Consider the following 16,890-nt stretch of genomic DNA (forward strand, 5'->3'; position numbering starts at 1 on the left):
GACCGCCGTGCGGGCCCGGTCCCCTCACCGTGCCAGCCACTCCCGGTAGGTGGTCTTCGCGATGACGGCCCCGTCCTTGGCGACGAGGGCGTCGCCGGACGCGGCCGCGAACAGGCCGGCCTGGTCGTCGGTCACGACGGGACGCCGGTCACCCTGGGCGGCGAGGGTGATCCGGCCCAGCTCGTCGAGGGCGAACACCTCCGGCCCGGCGACGTTCCGGGTCCCCCGCAGCGGGGCCCCCATGCTGACCTCGGCCACCGCCTGGGCGACGTCGTCCGCCGCGATGGGCTGGATGCGCGTCGCGGGCAGGCGGACGGTGTTCTCGTCGGAGGTCCAGGACATCGTCGCGGCCATGAACTCGAAGAACTGCGTGGCGCGGACGATCGAGTACGGCACCGGCCCGGCCATGAGGATGTCCTCCTGCAGCACCTTGGCGCGGTAGTAGACCAGGTCCGGCACCAGGTCGGCGCCCACGATCGAGAGGATGACCGCGTGGCCGACCCCGGCCGCGCCCGCCGCCTCCAGCAGGTTGTCCATGGTCGTCCGGAAGAACGCGGGCGAAGCCTCGTCGAACGTCGGCGAGTTCGTCAGGTTGACGACGACGTCGGCCCCGGCCAGCGCTTCGGCGAGGCCCTTTCCGCTGAGCAGGTCCAGCCCGGTGGACGGCGAGTGCGGGACGGCTTCGTGCCCGTTCGCGGCCAGGATCTTGACGACCCGGGAGCCGATGAGCCCGGTCCCGCCGATGACGGCGATCTTCACTTCCTCGACCATCCCTTCGCCCGGAGTTCGTCCTCGGTCACGAGGTCGACCATCGGCTTGCCCGGCTCGCAGAGCATGGTGACGGTGAACCGCACCGGGACGTCGTCGCGGTTGTTGCCGTCCTGGTAGTGGATGACCTCGCCGCCCGGTTCCCAGAACGCCTCACCGGCGCGGACGACCCGCGGCGGCTCGCCTTCGAGCTCGAAGACCATCTCGCCCTCCAGCACGTAGCCGAAGGCCGGTCCGGGGTGGCGGTGCGGCGGGGTGCCGGGGTCGCCCGGCGGGTACTCGATGACGATGGTCATCGCATGCGCCCCCTCCGGGATGAAGGGCGGTTTCGCCTCCTGTAGCACGGTCAATGACATGAGAAGACCTCCTCGGCCAAACGGGTACACCCGCTAGGACCGGACAGCCCCGCGATTTGTGACCGGCCGACCGTCACGTGCCGCGGGGCGGCGTCGCGAGGGTGCCGCTCGCCGACAGGAGGCGCAGTTCGCGGCCCCGCTGGACCGCCGCCCCGCGGTCGGTGGCGCCGAGCTTGGCGTAGATCCGGCGGATGTGCGTGTTGACGGTGTTCAGGGAGACCAGCAGTTCCCCCGCGATCTCCGGCCGTGTCAAGTTGGTCGGCAGGTACCGCAGGACGCGCAGCTCGCTGGGACTCAGCTCCTCCAGAGGTGCCCGCACCGACGGCGCCGGAACCCCACCGCGTACCGCGTCGAGGATGGTCGCGATGAGTGCCGCATGCCTGGTTTCCCACGCCGGCAAGGCTTCGAGAAGCCGCCACGCGCCGGTCATCGCGAACGGGAGCACCAGCCCGTCCGGCTCGGCGAGGTCGAGCGCCCGTTCGAGGGCGGCCGCGGCGGCGCGCTGGTCGCCGTCCTCGGCGCGGGCGAGGGCGGTGATCAGGTGCCCTTCGATCCGCGTGAGCACGTCCTCGTCAGCGACAGGCTGGAGCGCCGGAGCGGGGGCGTGCTCGGCGCGGGCCCGGGTGGCGGCCGTCCACGCGGCCACCCGGGCGGACAGCACGTGCTCGTCGGCCATGGTCGCCTGGCTCTGCCGCGCGGCGGCGAACTCGGTCAGCGCGGCGCGGTGGTCGCCGCGGGCGGCAGCGAGGAGAGCGGCGACCACGTGCACGAGCAGCCGGATGCCGGGTTCGCTGTCGGCGTCGGCGGCCTGCCTCGCCTGGTCCAGCCGGCGTTGCGCTTCCTCGAACTCGCCGGTCCAGGCCAGGACCCAGGCGAGGGTGGCCAGGGCGGGCGCGATGACCGGCTCGGCGTCCCACCCGTGCCGGACGGCGAGCGCGATCGCGCCCTCGCAGCGCCGGCGGGCCAAGGCGAAGGACCGGTGCGTGGACGCGAACCCGAGGTGCGCGAGGGCGGCCACCTCCAGGTACGGGCGGTCGAGGTCGCGGGCCAGGGCGGCAGCCGCCAGCAGGTGGCGTTCGCCGTCGGCGGGCCGCCGCGACCACGCCTCGGTGACCCCGACGTTCAGCAGGACGACGGCACGCAGGTCGGCCCCGGCGGCGGGCAGGGCGTCCACGTTCGCGACCACGCAGTCGAAGTGCCCGCGCAGCCGGGCGAGCAGCAGGTCCAGCGCGGTGACCGCCATCCGGTCCGCGCCGGCCGACCGGGCGGTCTCCAGGTGCTCCGCGGCCTCGTCGAGCCGCATCCGGCCCAGCGCGTCGATGGCGCGGACGAGGGCGAGCGAATCATCGGGCGCCGGGAACGCCCGCAGCAGCGCCCGCACCGTTTTCGCCTCGCCGTCGAGGGTCATGGTGAGCGCGTGGCCGGACAGCAGGGCGGCTGCCTCGGCCCAGTCGCCGGCGGCCTGGAGGTGCCGGACCGCGTCAGCGGGCTGCGCGTGCTCCGCGAACCACCAGGCCGCGAGCCGGTGCAGGCGCGGAATCTCGGCGGCCTGGGTGCGGCGCAGTTCCAGGTTCAGCAACCCGGCGAACAGGCGGTGGTAGCGGAACCAGGTGCGCGCGGGGTCGAGTGCCACGACGAAGGCGTTGGCCTCGGCCAGGTCGAGCAGGATTCGCTCGGACCCGGTCGCGCCGGTGAGCAGGTCGGCGAGCGCGCCGCTGACGCGGTCCACAATGGAGGTGCGCAGCAGCAGGCGCAGCACGTCGGCGGGCTGCCGCTCCAGCAGCTCGGCCATCAGGTACTCGGCGACGGTCCGGTCGCTGCCCGAGAACGAGGCCACGAACCGTTCCGGGTCGGGGTGACCGGCCAGCGACAGCACCGCCAGCCGCAGTCCGGCGGCCCAGCCCTCGGTCCGCTCGTGCAGGACCGCGATCACCCGTTCGGGCAGCGTGATCCCGGCCGCGGCCACGAGCGCGGCGGTCTCCTCGACCGTGAACCGCAGCTGGGCCGGGCGGATCTCGGCCACTTCCCCCGCGAGCCGCAGCTTGTGCAGGCCCAGGGGGAGGTCGCGGCGGGTGGCCACGATCGCGTGCGCCCGCGGCGGGAGGCCCGCCAGCAGCGCGGACAGCTCCTCGGCGGCACCGAGCTCGTGCGCGTCGTCGACGACCAGTACGAACGGACCCGCCACGCCGCTGATCTCGGCGATCACCTTCTCGCGGCCGTCGCAGTCCGGCGCGGCGTAGGGCGGCTCCCCGCCGCACGCCGCCCGGATCCCGCCGAGCACGCTGAACCAGAACAGCTCCGCCCCGGGCCGCACCGACACGAACGCGATCCGGCGGTCCTGCCCGTGGCGCTCGGCCCACAGGCGCAGCAGCGACGTCTTCCCGCTCCCGGCGGGCCCTGAGACGACCGTCACCCTCTTGTCCACCGCGGCTTCCAGTGCGGCGACGAGGCCGGCGCGGTCGATCAGGGCGGACACGGACCGAGTGTAGGTCGCCGTGATCACCTGGATCCAGTGACGACCGCTCACCTGATGGGTGACGAACCTGGCCCCATGACCACAACGAACGAACTGCCGGACTTCGCGCCGGTACCGCACTCCGCGCACGGCCCCGCCGTCAACGAGCAGGGTTACTTCGTCGGCCGCGTGGAGAAGAACCTCTACTGGGTCACCGACGGCGGCTACCAGGCCGCGTTCCTGACCACCCCCGACGGTGTGGTGCTGTTCGACGCGCCCCCGACCATCGGGCACAACCTGCAGCGCGCCGTCGACGAGATCGCGTCGGCCAACGGCGTGTCCAACAAGGTGACGCACCTCGTCTACTCCCACCACCACGCCGACCACATCGGCGCCTCCTCGTTGTTCGGCAAGGACGTGGTGCGAGTCGGCCACGCCGACACCAAGCGGCTGCTGCAGCGCTACGACGACCCGGCGCGGCCCCTGCCCGACGTCACCTTCGAGCAGGACCACACACTGCGGGTGGGCGGCGAGCGCATCGACCTGGCCTGGCGCGGCACGAACCACACGCCGGACAACATCTACCTCCACCTGCCCGACCACGACACCCTGATGCTCATCGACGTCGTGGTGCCGGGCTGGGGATCGTTCGCCGCCTTCAACGTCAACAGCGATGTGCCCGGCTCCATGGCCGCCCCCGGCACCGCGCTGTCGTTCCCGTGGAAGCACTTCATCGGCGGCCACCTCGGCCGCCTGGGCACCCGCGACGACGTCGTGCTGCACGGGCAGTACATCGAGGACATCGCGGAGAGCGCGCGAGCGGCGTTGTCCACTGTGGATCCGATGCCGTTCTACGCCAAGTACGGCGACAACACCTGGGCGGCGGTGAAGGCTTACCTCGACACGGCGACCGAGTACGCCGCGGCGCCCGTGGTCCGGAAATACGCCGGGGTGCTGGGCGCGGCCGACGTCTTCATCGCCAGCACGACGTTCGTCATCCTGGAGTCCCTGCGGCTGGAGGCCGGGGTCGGCCTGCAGATCCACCCGTGAGCCGTCGAACGTGCCGAGCGGCTGTGCCCGACACCGCGCCGCCTCGGCACTCGGCCGGCGCCGGCATCGGTCCGGAACGACCTGACCCACCCCGTCGAGGAGCCCCACGTGTTACGGCCGGGTGCCGGAGGGGCCGAGTTCGCCGAAGTCGATGCGCAGCGACTCGAGCATGGCCATGGCGTTGTCGACGGTGAAGACGTCGGCGGCGGCGAGAACGCCGGTGTACTTGGCGGCGACCGGTGCGGCGGCTGTCGCGGCGACGGCGTCGAGATAGGCCTTGAAGATGGCCCAGGAGTTGCCGCTCGGCCCGTACTTCTCGTGGAAGGGGGCGGGGTCGACCGAGGCCTCGGCTGCGCGGGTGCCGGCCAGGAGGTCGGCGACGTACTGCTTCTGGACGGTGGCGTCGGCGCGGACGCCCAGCCGGGAGAGAGCACGTCGACGACCATGAGCGTGGCGTAGGCCGGCGCGTGGACGAAGATGTTGTCCGGGGAGTGGCTCGGACCGTGGTAGGCGAGTTCGAGGTGCTCGCCGGCGACGTGCAGGACGTAGCGGTCGTCGAAGGTCACCGTGGGTGCCGGACGGCTGGGGTCGACGTCGATGCGCAGCAGGCGGCGGGTCTCGGTGTGGCCGATGCGCACCACGTCCTTGCCGAACAGGGAGGCGGCTCCGATGTGGTCGGCGTGGGAGTGGGAGTACACCAGGTGCGTGACCTTGCCGGGTCGGCCGTCGGCGCGGGTCACCTCCTCGATGGCCCGCAGCAGGTTGTGCCCGAGGGTGGGCGGTGCGTCGACGAGCACGACGTCCTCCCTCGTGTGAGGAACATGGCCTGGTAGTAGGAGTCGGTGACCCAGTACAGGTTGCCCTTGATCTGCCCGACGAAGTAGCCGTCGGCGTTGAGCGCGGGCCCGACCGAGCCGGCCGGGATCGGGGCGTAGCCCGGAAGACCGGGCGAGCCGGTCGCGGAAGCGGTGCCCGGGAAGGCGCCGGGCAGCGAGACGGCGGTGGGAACCTCGGCGGCGACCGACGCGCGCCTCAAGAACGCGCGGCGGCCGGCGGGCTCAGGTAGTCATGTTTGTCCTCTTCAGCATGGGCGGTCGCCGCGGTCAGGAGGGGTGGAGTTCGACGACGGCGCGATAGCCGGCAGGTTCCGAGGTGATGTGCAGGCCCGGATCGTCGAACATGCGCCGCAGCGAGGCATGCCATTCGGGGTTGCCGGTGGCCTTGTCGAGCGCGGTGCCCGAGGACCACTCGGCGATGTGGACGAACCGCACCTCGGGGGCGTCGGCGAGCGGCCGGTGCAGGCGGGAGCGGATGAAGCCGGGCTGGGCCGACATGATCCGGGCGTTCTCCTGGTACACCTCGACGAAGTAGCCGGCTTCGGCGGCCGGCACGGTGTAGTGCTTGATGACGGTGACCGGCTCGTCGACACCGGTCTTCGATTCCAGGGATTCGGTCACCGGTTTCCCCTTTCCCCTTCCTCGACCGCTTCGACAGCGCCGAGAAGTCCGCGGAGGTTGACCTCGTAGCGTTCGGCCTCGGTGGGGTCGAACTGCCATTCGGTGACCGGGGTGCGGGCGGCGTCTTCGAGGTGGCTCGATTCGGCGATGTCCAGCTCGGCCTCCACCTCGATTTCGAGCCCGTGCAGGAACTGTCCGTTGTCCGGCGTGCTCATGTCTCCTCCGTAGAACTGTGGTGACCCGTCGCCCGGTCACGAGCTGAGACAAGACAGCCCGCCGTGTTGTGACAGGCGCGGCCGAAGTTCCGTGCCGGTCACGAACGCCGGCGCTGCGCTGTCCTAGCTCGCGACCGACCGAGTGGGATGGAGCGAGCCCTTGCCGCCGATGAACACCAGGATCCGGATCCGCGTCCGGATGAGCGCCCGCCCGATCGACGAACCGCACCGCGCGTCGAGCCAGCTCGAGCTGCTGTTCGACCTCGTCTTCGTGGTCGCCGTCGCGGCCGCCACCGCCCAGCTCGCGCACCACATCGCCGACGGACACGCCTGGACCGGCCTGATCGGGTTCCTCCAGGTGTTCTTCGCGATCTGGTGGGCGTGGATGAACTTCACGTGGTTCGCGTCGTCCTACGACACCGACGACGTGGCCTACCGGCTGCTGACCATGGTGCAGATGGCCGGGGTGCTCGTCCTCGCCGCCGGGGTGCCCGCCACGGCCACCGGCGACTACCGCGCCGTCGCGGCCGGCTACCTCGTCATGCGGATCGGGCTCGTCACCCAGTGGTTGCGGGCCGGCCTCGAGGATCCGGCGCGCAGGCGGACCGCGTTCCGGTACGCCACCGGCATCACCGTCCTGCAGATCGGCTGGGTGGGCTGGCTCCTCCTCGGCGAGACGGGTGTCCTTTCGCCGGGCACCCGGCCGGTGTGCTTCCTCGCGCTGGCTGCTGCGGAACTCGCGGTGCCGCGCTGGGCCGAGCGGCCCGGCGCCACCACCTGGCACCCGCACCACATCGCCGAGCGCTACGGGTTGTTCACGATCATCCTGCTCGGCGAGAGCGTCTTGGCCGCGATCACGGGTGTCCGGGGAGCTTTGCAGGCGGCGGAGATCAGCGCCGCGTTCGTCACGATCGCGGTCTCCGGACTCGTGCTGCTCTTCGCCACCTGGTGGCTGTACTTCCTGGAACCGGCCGGGGACGGGCTGAGCGATCGCCGTGAAGGGTCCTACCTGTGGGGCTACGGCCACTTCGGCATCTTCGCGGCGCTCGCGGCACTCGGCGCGAGCCTGGAGATCGCGGTCGAGGACACCGGACACCACCTGCCGGCCTCACCGCTTCTGATCAGCTACGCCGTCGCGGCCTCCGTGGGCGTGTTTCTCGTGCTCCTGTGGCTGGTCCACGTGCCCATCGTGGCGAGGACCGTCCTGCGTCCCGGCGCGGTCCTGACCTGCGCCACCGTCGTGTTCCTGCTCCCGCTCGCCGCGCCGTGGACCGGTGTGGCCGTCGTGGTCGCGGGCATCGCAGCGGCCTGCGCCCTGCTGGTCACTTTCACCATCACCCTGGAAAGAAAAGGAAATCCCTCATGACCGAGCACATCCTCGAACCGGCCGCGCAGGACTTCGCGGACGCGACGGCGAAGCCGCCGTTCCAGTACGAACTCGGCCCCGAAAGCGGGCGGAAGGTCCTCGACGTCCAAGCCGCCCCGATCGGCCTGCTGCCGGTCGACGAGAAGTGGATCACGGTGCCGGCTCCGGTCGGCGACGTCCGCGTGCGCATCGTCAAACCGGCCGGTGCGGCCGGTCCCCTGCCCGTGGTCCTCTAGGTTCACGGTGGTGGCTGGGTCTTCGGCAACGCGGGCACGCACGACCGGCTGGTGCGGGAACTGGCCGCCGGGGCCGACGCGGCGGTCGTTTTCGTCGAGTACTCGCGGTCGCCCGAGGCGCGGTACCCCGTCGCGGTCGAACAGGTCTACGCGACCGCGCGGTGGATCACGACCGACGGTGCCGCCGAGGGCTTGGACGCGTCCCGCCTCGCGGTCGCCGGTGACTCGGTCGGCGGCACCATGTCCGCTGTCGTCGCGATCCTCGCCAAGCGGCGCGGGGACGTGACGTTGCGGCACCAGTCGCTGTACTACCCGGTCACCGACGCCGGTCAGGACACCGGCAGCTACCGCGAGTTCGCCGACGGCCCGCACCTCACGGCCAAGGCCATGGCCTGGTACTGGGACGCCTACCTGCCCGAGGTGTCCCAGCGCGCCGACGTCACCGTGTCCCCGCTGCGCGCGGGTCCGGAGGACCTCGCCGGACTGCCGGAGGCCTTCGTGGTCGTCGACGAGAACGACGTCCTGCGCGACGAGGGCGAGGCCTACGCGCGCAAGCTCGTCGCGGCCGGCGTGCACACGACCTGCGTCCGCTACAACGGCACCCTCCACGACTTCATGATGCTCAACCCGCTCCGCGGGACCGCGGCCGCGACCGGCGCGATCGAGCAGGCGTGCCGGGTGCTGCGGAAAGCGCTCCACGGCTGGGAAACCGACACAGAAGGAGAAGAACCATGACCGAACAGAAGCCGACCGCCGTCCTGGTGCACGGTGCGTTCGCGGAATCCGCGAGCTGGCACGGTGTCGTCGAACGACTGCTGGCAAGACAGGTGGACGTCGTCGCGGCGGCGAACCCGCTGCGCGGCCTCACGAGCGACGCCGCGTACGTCCGTGACGTCGTCGCCGGCATCGGCGGACCGGTCGTGCTGGCCGGACATTCCTACGGCGGCATGGTGATCACCGAGGCGGCGGCCGGCAACCCGGCCGTGACCGGGCTCGTCTACGTGTGCGCGTTCGCCCCCGAGCGCGGGGAGAGCGCGCTGCAGCTGTCGGCGAAGTTCCCGGGCAGCACACTCGGCGAAACGCTGACCGCCTACCCGGTCGCCACCGGAGGCACCGAGTTCGCGATCCGGCCGGACGCCTTCCACCACCAGTTCGCCGCCGACGTCCCGGCCGCCGAGGCGGCGGTGATGGCCGCGACCCAGCGCCCGGTCACCGAGGCGGCGCTCACCGAGGGCCTCCCGGCGGAAACCCCGGCGTGGCGGTCGGTCCCGTCCTGGTTCGTGTTCGGCGACCAGGACCGCAACATCCCCGTCGCCCTGCACCGGTACCTGGCGGAACGCGCCGGCGCCAAGGGCGTCCGGGAGGTGGCGGGCGGGTCGCACGCCCTCAGCGTGTCGGACCCGGCCGCGGTCACGGCCGCGATCCTCGACGCCGTCGGCCGCCCGGCCGCGTAAGGAACTCCGTGAACGGCACATCGAGTCCCTCAATGTGCCGTTCACGGCTCCGGATTTCGCGCCGGGCTGTCACACGCCGCAGGGCTGTCTTGTCTTCACTGGTGCCGGTATCACGACGATGCCCGGCGGACAGGAGGTATGCCGTGACGACCGTGGTGACCCCCATCGCGGAGGCGGAAGCCGGGCACCCGTCGCCGGCCGAACCGAGCCGGTACGGGCGCATGTTCCCCGGCCTCGCCCCGCTGGTCACCGACCCACGGCTGCTGACGCGCGCGGGCGGCCACGGTGGGATCTGCGACGCGGCGGCCACGCCCGGACCGGGCGGCGACGACGACGCGACCGAGGCCGCCGGGTGGCCGTTCTTCGGCCAGCTGATCGCGCACGACACCACCGCCGACCGCTCTTCCCTCACCAGTGACCTGCACCCGGGAGCGCTCCGCAACGCCCGCGCACCGAGGCTCGACCTGGAGATGCTCTACTCCGACGGCCCCATCGGTTCGCCGTTCCTCTACGACACCGGGGATCCCGCGAAGTTCCTGCTCGGCCACCCAGATGGTCGCGACGTACCCCGCAACCAGCAGGGGGTGGCCCTGATCGGCGACCCCCGCAACGACTCTCACCTGGTCGCACTGACCCTGCACACCGCACTGCTGCGGGCACACAACCACATCGTGGACCTGCTACGGGACGACGGCGTGCCGGATGCTTTCGACCGGGCGCGGCAGACCCTCACCTGGCACTACCAGTGGATCGTGGTCCACGACTTCCTGCCCAGGCTCGTCGGGCTGCCCCTGGTCGAGCACGTGCTCGACGAGGGTGGCCGGTGGTTCGCGCCGTCCCCCGGACAGGCCCGCATCCCACTGGAGTTCTCCCACGCGGCCTTCCGATACGGCCACAGCCAGATCCGCCACACCTACCGGCTCGCCCACGGGGGCCCCGAACTGCCGCTCCTCCCGGACTTGGTCGGGTTCCGGCCGGTGCCCGCAAGCCGGTGCCTCGATCTCGCGCTCATCTTCGACCTGCCCGGCCGCCCGCCGGCACAACGGGCGAAACGCATCGACGGCCGCCTTCCCGCGAGCCTCATCGCACTGCCCGAGCAGATCACCGGCACGGTCGACACCGCCGCCCACCGGTCGCTCGCCGTCCGCGACCTCCTCCGCGGCGAGACCACCGGACTGCCCAGCGGCGAATCCGTCGCCCGCCACATCGGCGTGCCGCCGTTAACCGCGGACGAAGGTTCCTGGCCACACGGCACGCCACTGTGGATCTACGTCCTCAACGAAGCCCAGCACCACGGCGGCGGCGACCGCCTCGGCCCGGTCGGCGGCCGCATCGTCGCGGAAGTCCTGATCGGACTGCTGCGCGCCGACCCGGCGAGCTACCTGAGCCGCGAACCCGACTGGCGACCGACCCTGCCCGCCGCGGGACCGGCCTACGGCCTGGCCGACCTGCTCACGCTGGGCCACACGCAGCCGGCAAGCTGATTCGTCGAACAAGGAGGATTTATGCCTGGAAAGCCGCAGTTCGAGGGACTGGTCGCGATCGTGACCGGGGCGAGTTCCGGGATCGGCCGCGCGGTGGCTCTCGATCTCGCCGAAGCGGGGGCTCGGGTGCTGGGTGTCGGGCGGCGCGCCGACCGGCTTGCCGAAAGCGCCGGCCGCCACCCGTCCATCGAGACTGTTGTCGCCGACATCTGCGCCGACGAGGCGCCCCGGAAGATCGTGGAGGCGGCCGTCGACCGCTGGGGACGGCTCGACATCCTGATCAATAACGCGGGTGCGTTCGTCGGGATGCCGCTGGAAGCGGTGAGCGCGCAATCCATCGAGGACATCATCGCCGTCAACGTCACGGCGCCGAGCATGCTCGCGCACGCCGCGCTGCCCCAGCTGATCGAACACCAGGGCGCGATCGTCAACGTCTCGAGCACCTACGGCCACCGTCCCCTCCCTGGCGGGGCTCACTACGGCGCGTCGAAAGCCGCGATCGAGTCACTCACCCGCAGCTGGGCACTGGAACTCGCGCCCCACCGCGTCCGGGTCAACGCCGTCGCGCCCGGCCCGACCGAGTCGGAAGCACTGCTCGCCGCCGGGTTGGGCGAGGAACAGATCACGCAGGTGAAAGCGGGCGAGGCCGGCAGGATTCCACTCGGCCGCCGCGGTGAGCCCGAGGAGATCGCCCACTCGATCCGCCACCTCGCCGATCCGGCGACCACCTGGGTGACCGGTCAGGTTCTCGCGGTCGACGGCGGGCTCGCGCTCACCTGAGGGCCCGGCGGGAGATTCTCGGTATGAAGCACGACGGCCGGAGTCCGCGGCGACGGTCACAAATCCCACCGCTGTCCGGTCTTCGCCGGCGGCGACGACGACGACCGTGAGGAGATTTCAGTGATGGAAGGTTTTCCCGCGCCGGATCAGGGCCTGATTGTGACGCACTTCCTGACCGTGCGCGACGTCGAAGTGTCGCGCGAGTTCTACGCCGGGATCTTCGGCGGGCACGTCGTGCTGGCCGAGAACCCCGCCACCGTGCGCGTCGCCAACACGTGGATCATCATGAACCCCGGCGGCGGCCCCACCCCGGACAAGCCGGACGTGACCCTGACCGCGCCCGAGCCCGGTGACCCGGTGTCGGCGTTCCTCAACGTCCGGGTGGCCGACATCGCGCAGTTCCACGCTCGAGCCCGCGCGAAGGGCGCGGAGTTCCTGACCGAGCCGCAGGACCGCGGGGCCGAGGTGCGGTGCTACCTCCGCGACCCGGACGGCTACCTGATCGAGATCGGCCAGACGACCGGCCTGCTCACCAGGTGACCGCATGCCGGCGGGCGCACACCCGCCGGCAGCCGTCAGTCCACGAAATACGAGTCGTGTTCATCAAGGAACTTGGCGCGTTCGTCCTGCGCGATCTCGCCGATCTTCTCGAAGTACTCCTCGCGCGGCGCGCCAGGCGTGAACAGCAGCAGCATCTCGGCCGGGGAGTCGGCGTCGTTGCGGAAGGCGTGCAGCCCGCCCTGCGGCACGTGGAGGAAGTCGCCGGCCCGGCCCTCGATCCACTTCTCCCCATTGAACAACCGGACCGTGCCGTCAAGGATGTAGAAGGACTCCGAGATCGTCCGGTGGAAATGCGTGCTAGGTCCACCGGCCCGCGGCTTCATCATGACGCGGTACAGGCCGTACTCACCGCGCGTCTGTTCGGTAGTAGCCAGGTAGTGAATGCCGTCACCGGGCGCACCGAGGTCGGGCGGGGTATCGGCCGCGCGGAAGTTCGCGCTGACCTCGCCAGAGCTGCCGAAATAGACCTTGTCCGGGTACGACATGACCACCATCCCTGTCTGTGCTGTCTCTCTCGACAACACAGACAAGGCGATGACGGTCCGTGTGACAGGTCAGCGGGTCGGTTCCTCGTTCCTCGATGTTCATGCGGCCGGTTGCTGATACTGAGCTTCCCCAGTTGTCCGGACACCTTGGCGTTGCCCCGGTATCCCCAGTCGAAGCGCCGACGTGAACAGCCCGGAACAGGGCGCGCCGAACCCAGTAGCTCCAGTGCTCACCACCATCGACCACGATGACCATTCGCGGCGGACGAGGGGTGGTGCTCACCGAGGCGTACGAAAGGCTTCCGTTCGATGTCACCGCCGGATTGAACCACGCGGACAGAGAGGCTGCCCCATCCCAACGCGCTCTGCGAAGTCACTCGTCGCCGGACCATCGCCTGCGGAGCGCATCGAGCTGTTTCTGCGCGATCGGTGTGCTGCCGCCACTTCGCGGCGCTGTTCCGACTTCGGCTCAGCCCGAGCTGCCTCACTGTCAGCTTCCGCCACCTTCCTCGTCTGCCGCACGTGCGCGTCAAAGCGGGCCCGACCTTCGGCGTATCGCTGCCCCCACTCCTCACGCTGCTTGTCGAAGCCTTCCTGCCACTCCTGGGTGTCCGGGTCGAAGCCCTCGGGGTAGATGTAGTTCCCCTCGGTGTCGTACTCGGCGGCCATGCCGTACTGGGCCGGGTCGAACTCGGTGTCCGGCGTGACACCCTCGTTCGCCTGCTTCAGCGACAGCGAGATGCGACGGCGCTCGAGGTCGATGTCGATGACCTTGACCATGACGTCACCGTTGACCTGGACGACCTGCTCCGGGATCTCGACGTGGCGCTCGGCCAGCTCCGAGATGTGGACCAGACCCTCGATGCCCTCTTCGACGCGCACGAACGCACCGAACGGAACCAGCTTCGTGACCTTGCCCGGCACGATCTGGCCGATCGCGTGGGTGCGGGCGAACTGGCGCCACGGGTCTTCCTGGGTCGCCTTCAGCGACAGCGAGACGCGCTCGCGGTCCATGTCGACGTCCAGGACCTCGACCGTGACCTCCTGGCCGACCTCGACGACCTCGGACGGGTGGTCGATGTGCTTCCAGGACAGCTCGGAAACGTGCACCAGGCCGTCGACGCCACCCAGGTCCACGAAGGCACCGAAGTTGACGAACCCGTCGCCGCCGCCGTCGAGGCGCACGCGTCGGTGTTGAGGTCGTACGGCCCGGGATCGTCGCCGTCCCGGTCGCCGGCGCAGCCGGGTACTTCGGCGGCGAAGAAGCCCTCGCCGAGCTGCTGATCACCGAAGTCGAAGCCCATGCCGGTGTCGAGTGCCGGGTCGGGGTCGCCGACGGCCTGTTCGCCGCGACCCTCGCAGCCCGCCGCGCGACCTTCGTCCCACCGGGGAGATCGGCCGGCTTCCTGGCGCCCTTGTCGGTCGCCGCACGTCCGGACCGGACGTGTCGCTGGTTGCCGTCCGGGCCGCGCTTTACCTTGCCGCGCCCGGGAAAACCGAACGAGGTGAACAACTCCATGCCCCGAAACCCCGCCACGGGCCGACACCGCATCACCCGGCGCACCAAGATCGCAACGGTCGGCATCAGCCTCGCCCTCGCGGCAGGCTCCCTGGTCGTCGCGACGACGACCGGCGGCACCGGCACCGCCGGAGCGTCCGAAGTGGGTCTCGGACATCTTCGGGGTGTCCGGGCGGGCCATGCTGGCCGCGTTGGCCGCGTTGGCCGCCGGTGAGAGCGACCCGAAACGCTCGCGCAACTGGCCCGCACCTCGATGCGCCGCAAGATCAGCAGGCTGGAGGAGGCCGTCACCGGCTACTTCACCCGATCACCACGCGTTCCTGCTGTCCACCATGCTGGCCCGCGTGGATGCCGCCACCGCTGACATCGCCCGGGTGGACGCCAGGATCGACGAGCTGATCGCCCCTTTCGCGGCGGCGGTCGAGCGACTCGATGAGATCACCGACGTCGGGCGGACCGCCGCCCAGGTGGCCATCCCCGAGATCGGCCTGGACACGGCGCGCTTCCCGACCCCCGGCCACCTGTGCTCCTGGGCCAAGTTCGCGCCGGGGGTGTCGGAGTCGGCCGGCAAGGACAAAGGCGCCGGTGCCACCGGCCACGGCAACCCCTATCTGGCCCGAGTCCTCGGTGAGGCCGCCGTGGCCGCCGGCAAGACCGACACCTTCCTCGGCGAGCGCTACCGGCGCATCGCCCGCCGCAGCGGCGCCAAGAAAGCCATCATCGCGGTCGGCCGTTCCATCCTCGTGATCATGTGGCACCTGCTGTCCGATCCTGACACCCGGTTCCGCGACCTCGGCACCGATTACTTCGCCCGGCACACCAACACCCAGCGCAAGATCCGCAATCACATCAGCCAGCTCAACGCCCTGGCGCCTGAGCTCCACACGACAGACCCGGCTCCGCTGCGCTACGCCGAGTGCCTTCGGCCTGCCCACTCACCACCGATTTTCGGCTCAGAAGGTGATGACCTGATCGGCCCACGCCGTCCAGCCGGCGAGGTCGTCGAGGGTGGCGCCTTTCACCAGGGCCTCGGTGGCGATGCCGCGGGCATCGAGGCAGGTGCCGCAGCAGCCCACGTCGGCGCCGCGGCGGGCGGCGGACTCGACCATCCGGTCCAGGTGGTAGCGGCCGTCAGGCACCTTCTGCCCCGCCACGGCACAGCCGACCGCGTCGCCGATCAGGAAACGCGCACGGCGCCGTCCTAGCGGCGGGCCAGAACGCCGGCCAGTCGCAGGCCGTTCCAGGAACGCTCGGTGCCGCACGGAGGGTCGTTGAGGATGAACAAGACCCTGCGGCTCACGGCGTTCCCCTGACGCGGAGAGGGCGGGCTATTCGTCCGGGTGTTCCTGCATCTGGAGGAATTGGCCGTGCCAAGTGTGGTACCAGACCGCACCGGTGGTCGCGTTGACCGACAGCATGCCGACGATGTGGTCGCCGTCCAAGGTGTGCAGGGTGTAGTAGCCGGGGAACCGGTCGGGTTCGCCGGCGTGCAGACCGGTCCGGTGCTCGCGCAGCCACAGGTCGGCGATCCGCACTGCCTGGTCGGGCCCGATGGCAGCGGCTCCGGCCTGATCACGGGCCGACATCATGCCGTAGGCGGTGTTCCACATCATGGCCGGGCCGGACTCCAGCTGGACAGTGCCGCTACCGGGATCGATCAGAACTTCGGTCGCACGGCTGCCGTCGGCGGCGAGCAGCTCGGCGTAGTAGCCGTTGCTGAACTGCATGACTTCCCCTACGTGCAGGCCCCGTTGACCAGCGAAGCGCCCGGCCGCCTGGTCAGCGTCGGCCATGTTGCGCACCGGCCCCTCGCCCGCAACGCCACCCATCATCGTCGTGGGACCGGACGGTCCGGAGACGCCGCCCACGACCCACACGAGCGAGGCGATCAACGCGGCCGCCGCAGCAACCAGCACGGCAAGCGGCAGCCAGCGCCCACGGAGCGCGGTCATCGGGACCTCGGTTTGCCGGCAGCGAGGTGTTCCCGCGCCTGGGTATAGGCGTCGATGTCGATCTCGCCGGAGGCAAAGCGGCGGTCGAGAATCTGCTCAGGTGTTTCCTGTGGTGGCCGGCCGCGACCCTGCTCGTGGCCGCCGCCGGGACGCTGCTGCGTGAGGCGAACCACCGCCCACACGACCAGGCCGATCAACACGATCCACAGCACGGGCATCAAGGCCATCCAGGCCCAGCCACCGCCGTTCCAGTACATCATCGTGCCCACCTCCACGGGGTCAGCCACCGCCTCCCATACTGTTCGCGCGGACCGATAGCTGCTGCCAGAGCCTTCGGAAACAGCGACCAGGGCCTTTCGGCCTTGCCGTCGCGCCCGGCCGGCACCGTTGGCCCCGCACATAAACCAGCAAATGTCCGGCGGGCGTGAGTGCCGCTGGCCTTGCTGCCGGTCAGCGGCTTGCTGGCCATGGCCCTCGGAGACTGGCCCCTGGCTGACAGGGGCGATGCCCCGCCGCTCACCGCCGCGCCGTGGGCGGCCCCCGGCTCTGCTGGCGCTCATCGCACCGGCCGTCGGCGGTCTCGTCTTCGGGCTACGAGCACAACGGCGAGGCCGACGCGCCGGTCTCACGCCGGTCATCGTCGCCAGCCTCGCGATCGTGGGCTCGATCGCGCTGAAGGTCCTCGCGTTCGTCATCACCCGGTGACAAGCTGAGCCAGGTGGGTTATCGCACGAATCGAAGTCTTTTGCTTC

At 70.8% G+C, this 16,890-nt stretch carries 19 protein-coding genes and 5 pseudogenes; 12 read left to right on the top strand and 12 right to left on the bottom strand.

Features of this window, described 5'->3' with window-relative positions:
* Positions 1-24: 24 nt before the first annotated feature.
* The 3 genes from QRX60_RS44390 to QRX60_RS44400 all read right to left on the bottom strand — a co-directional run bounded on the left by QRX60_RS44390 (position 25) and on the right by QRX60_RS44400 (position 3,600).
* Positions 25-759: an SDR family oxidoreductase gene (locus tag QRX60_RS44390; protein ID WP_285997473.1), complete on the bottom strand. Its 735-nt coding sequence runs from the start codon at positions 757-759 to the stop codon at positions 25-27.
* Positions 756-1,064, bottom strand: a complete 309-nt coding sequence (locus QRX60_RS44395) for a cupin domain-containing protein (protein ID WP_285997474.1) — start codon at positions 1,062-1,064, stop codon at positions 756-758. Before QRX60_RS44395 ends, QRX60_RS44390 begins: the two co-directional genes overlap by 4 nt.
* 133 nt (positions 1,065-1,197) lie before the next feature.
* Positions 1,198-3,600, bottom strand: a complete 2,403-nt coding sequence (locus QRX60_RS44400) for a LuxR C-terminal-related transcriptional regulator (RefSeq protein WP_285997475.1) — start codon at positions 3,598-3,600, stop codon at positions 1,198-1,200.
* A 75-nt stretch (positions 3,601-3,675) separates the two neighbouring features.
* Between QRX60_RS44400 and QRX60_RS44405 the strand changes: the two genes are divergently transcribed.
* Both QRX60_RS44405 and QRX60_RS44410 read left to right on the top strand, forming a co-directional pair.
* On the top strand, positions 3,676-4,629 hold the full coding sequence (locus QRX60_RS44405) for an MBL fold metallo-hydrolase (protein WP_285997476.1): 954 nt from the start codon (positions 3,676-3,678) through the stop codon (positions 4,627-4,629).
* A 108-nt stretch (positions 4,630-4,737) separates the two neighbouring features.
* Positions 4,738-5,088, top strand: a complete 351-nt coding sequence (locus tag QRX60_RS44410) for a hypothetical protein (protein ID WP_286003888.1) — start codon at positions 4,738-4,740, stop codon at positions 5,086-5,088.
* 59 nt (positions 5,089-5,147) lie between these two features.
* Here the strand turns inward: QRX60_RS44410 and QRX60_RS44415 are convergent.
* The 4 genes and pseudogenes from QRX60_RS44415 to QRX60_RS44430 all read right to left on the bottom strand — a co-directional run.
* A pseudogene (locus QRX60_RS44415) lies at positions 5,148-5,426 on the bottom strand (MBL fold metallo-hydrolase); the annotation flags it as partial.
* The gene (locus QRX60_RS44420) at positions 5,366-5,665 is read right to left on the bottom strand and encodes a hypothetical protein (protein ID WP_285997477.1); all 300 of its coding nucleotides are present in this window, start codon (positions 5,663-5,665) and stop codon (positions 5,366-5,368) included. The pseudogene QRX60_RS44415 and the gene QRX60_RS44420, both read right to left, overlap by 61 nt.
* A gap of 67 nt (positions 5,666-5,732) precedes the next feature.
* Positions 5,733-6,086: an antibiotic biosynthesis monooxygenase family protein gene (locus QRX60_RS44425; RefSeq protein ID WP_285997478.1), complete on the bottom strand. Its 354-nt coding sequence runs from the start codon at positions 6,084-6,086 to the stop codon at positions 5,733-5,735.
* A complete protein-coding gene (locus QRX60_RS44430; RefSeq protein ID WP_285997479.1) occupies positions 6,083-6,301 on the bottom strand; it encodes a hypothetical protein in 219 nt (72 codons plus the stop codon). Before QRX60_RS44430 ends, QRX60_RS44425 begins: the two co-directional genes overlap by 4 nt.
* Before the next feature lie 169 nt (positions 6,302-6,470).
* On the opposite strand from QRX60_RS44430, the gene QRX60_RS44435 reads away from it, so the two are divergent.
* From QRX60_RS44435 to QRX60_RS44460, 7 genes and pseudogenes are all read left to right on the top strand, one after another.
* The gene (locus QRX60_RS44435; protein WP_285997480.1) at positions 6,471-7,667 is read left to right on the top strand and encodes a low temperature requirement protein A; all 1,197 of its coding nucleotides are present in this window, start codon (positions 6,471-6,473) and stop codon (positions 7,665-7,667) included.
* Entirely contained in the window at positions 7,664-7,903 is a 240-nt protein-coding gene (locus QRX60_RS51535; protein WP_332845804.1) for a hypothetical protein, read from the top strand. Before QRX60_RS44435 ends, QRX60_RS51535 begins: the two co-directional genes overlap by 4 nt.
* Before the next feature lie 12 nt (positions 7,904-7,915).
* Positions 7,916-8,638: pseudogene (locus QRX60_RS44440) on the top strand (alpha/beta hydrolase); the annotation flags it as partial.
* Positions 8,635-9,357: an alpha/beta fold hydrolase gene (locus tag QRX60_RS44445; protein WP_285997481.1), complete on the top strand. Its 723-nt coding sequence runs from the start codon at positions 8,635-8,637 to the stop codon at positions 9,355-9,357. The pseudogene QRX60_RS44440 and the gene QRX60_RS44445, both read left to right, overlap by 4 nt.
* Positions 9,358-9,500: 143 nt before the next feature.
* Complete coding sequence (locus tag QRX60_RS44450; protein WP_285997482.1) at positions 9,501-10,841, top strand: peroxidase family protein; 1,341 nt, start codon at positions 9,501-9,503, stop codon at positions 10,839-10,841.
* A gap of 21 nt (positions 10,842-10,862) precedes the next feature.
* The gene (locus QRX60_RS44455) at positions 10,863-11,621 is read left to right on the top strand and encodes an SDR family NAD(P)-dependent oxidoreductase (RefSeq protein WP_285997483.1); all 759 of its coding nucleotides are present in this window, start codon (positions 10,863-10,865) and stop codon (positions 11,619-11,621) included.
* A 123-nt stretch (positions 11,622-11,744) separates the two neighbouring features.
* Positions 11,745-12,161, top strand: coding sequence for a VOC family protein (locus tag QRX60_RS44460; RefSeq protein ID WP_285997484.1), 417 nt, complete (start codon positions 11,745-11,747; stop codon positions 12,159-12,161).
* A gap of 35 nt (positions 12,162-12,196) precedes the next feature.
* Here QRX60_RS44460 and QRX60_RS44465 read toward each other — a convergent pair whose 3' ends face one another.
* Complete coding sequence (locus QRX60_RS44465; RefSeq protein WP_285997485.1) at positions 12,197-12,667, bottom strand: cupin domain-containing protein; 471 nt, start codon at positions 12,665-12,667, stop codon at positions 12,197-12,199.
* A gap of 373 nt (positions 12,668-13,040) precedes the next feature.
* A pseudogene (locus QRX60_RS44470) lies at positions 13,041-13,822 on the bottom strand (S1 RNA-binding domain-containing protein); the annotation flags it as partial.
* A gap of 32 nt (positions 13,823-13,854) precedes the next feature.
* Here QRX60_RS44470 and QRX60_RS44475 point away from each other — a divergent pair.
* Positions 13,855-14,091, top strand: a pseudogene (locus tag QRX60_RS44475) (DNA polymerase Y family protein); the annotation flags it as partial.
* A gap of 427 nt (positions 14,092-14,518) precedes the next feature.
* Positions 14,519-14,830: pseudogene (locus QRX60_RS51700) on the top strand (transposase); the annotation flags it as partial.
* A gap of 309 nt (positions 14,831-15,139) precedes the next feature.
* On the opposite strand, the gene QRX60_RS51705 reads toward QRX60_RS51700, so the two are convergent.
* From QRX60_RS51705 to QRX60_RS44490, 3 genes are all read right to left on the bottom strand, one after another.
* Entirely contained in the window at positions 15,140-15,448 is a 309-nt protein-coding gene (locus QRX60_RS51705) for a DsrE/DsrF/TusD sulfur relay family protein (protein WP_408630178.1), read from the bottom strand.
* Between the two features lie 66 nt (positions 15,449-15,514).
* Complete coding sequence (locus tag QRX60_RS44485; RefSeq protein WP_285997487.1) at positions 15,515-16,138, bottom strand: hypothetical protein; 624 nt, start codon at positions 16,136-16,138, stop codon at positions 15,515-15,517.
* Complete coding sequence (locus tag QRX60_RS44490) at positions 16,135-16,398, bottom strand: SHOCT domain-containing protein (RefSeq protein ID WP_285997488.1); 264 nt, start codon at positions 16,396-16,398, stop codon at positions 16,135-16,137. The genes QRX60_RS44485 and QRX60_RS44490 overlap by 4 nt, the downstream gene beginning before the upstream one ends.
* A gap of 244 nt (positions 16,399-16,642) precedes the next feature.
* Between QRX60_RS44490 and QRX60_RS44495 the strand changes: the two genes are divergently transcribed.
* The gene (locus QRX60_RS44495) at positions 16,643-16,843 is read left to right on the top strand and encodes a hypothetical protein (RefSeq protein WP_285997489.1); all 201 of its coding nucleotides are present in this window, start codon (positions 16,643-16,645) and stop codon (positions 16,841-16,843) included.
* Positions 16,844-16,890 lie beyond the last annotated feature (47 nt).

The sequence above is a fragment of the Amycolatopsis mongoliensis genome, assembly GCF_030285665.1.
Lineage (GTDB): Bacteria > Actinomycetota > Actinomycetes > Mycobacteriales > Pseudonocardiaceae > Amycolatopsis > Amycolatopsis mongoliensis.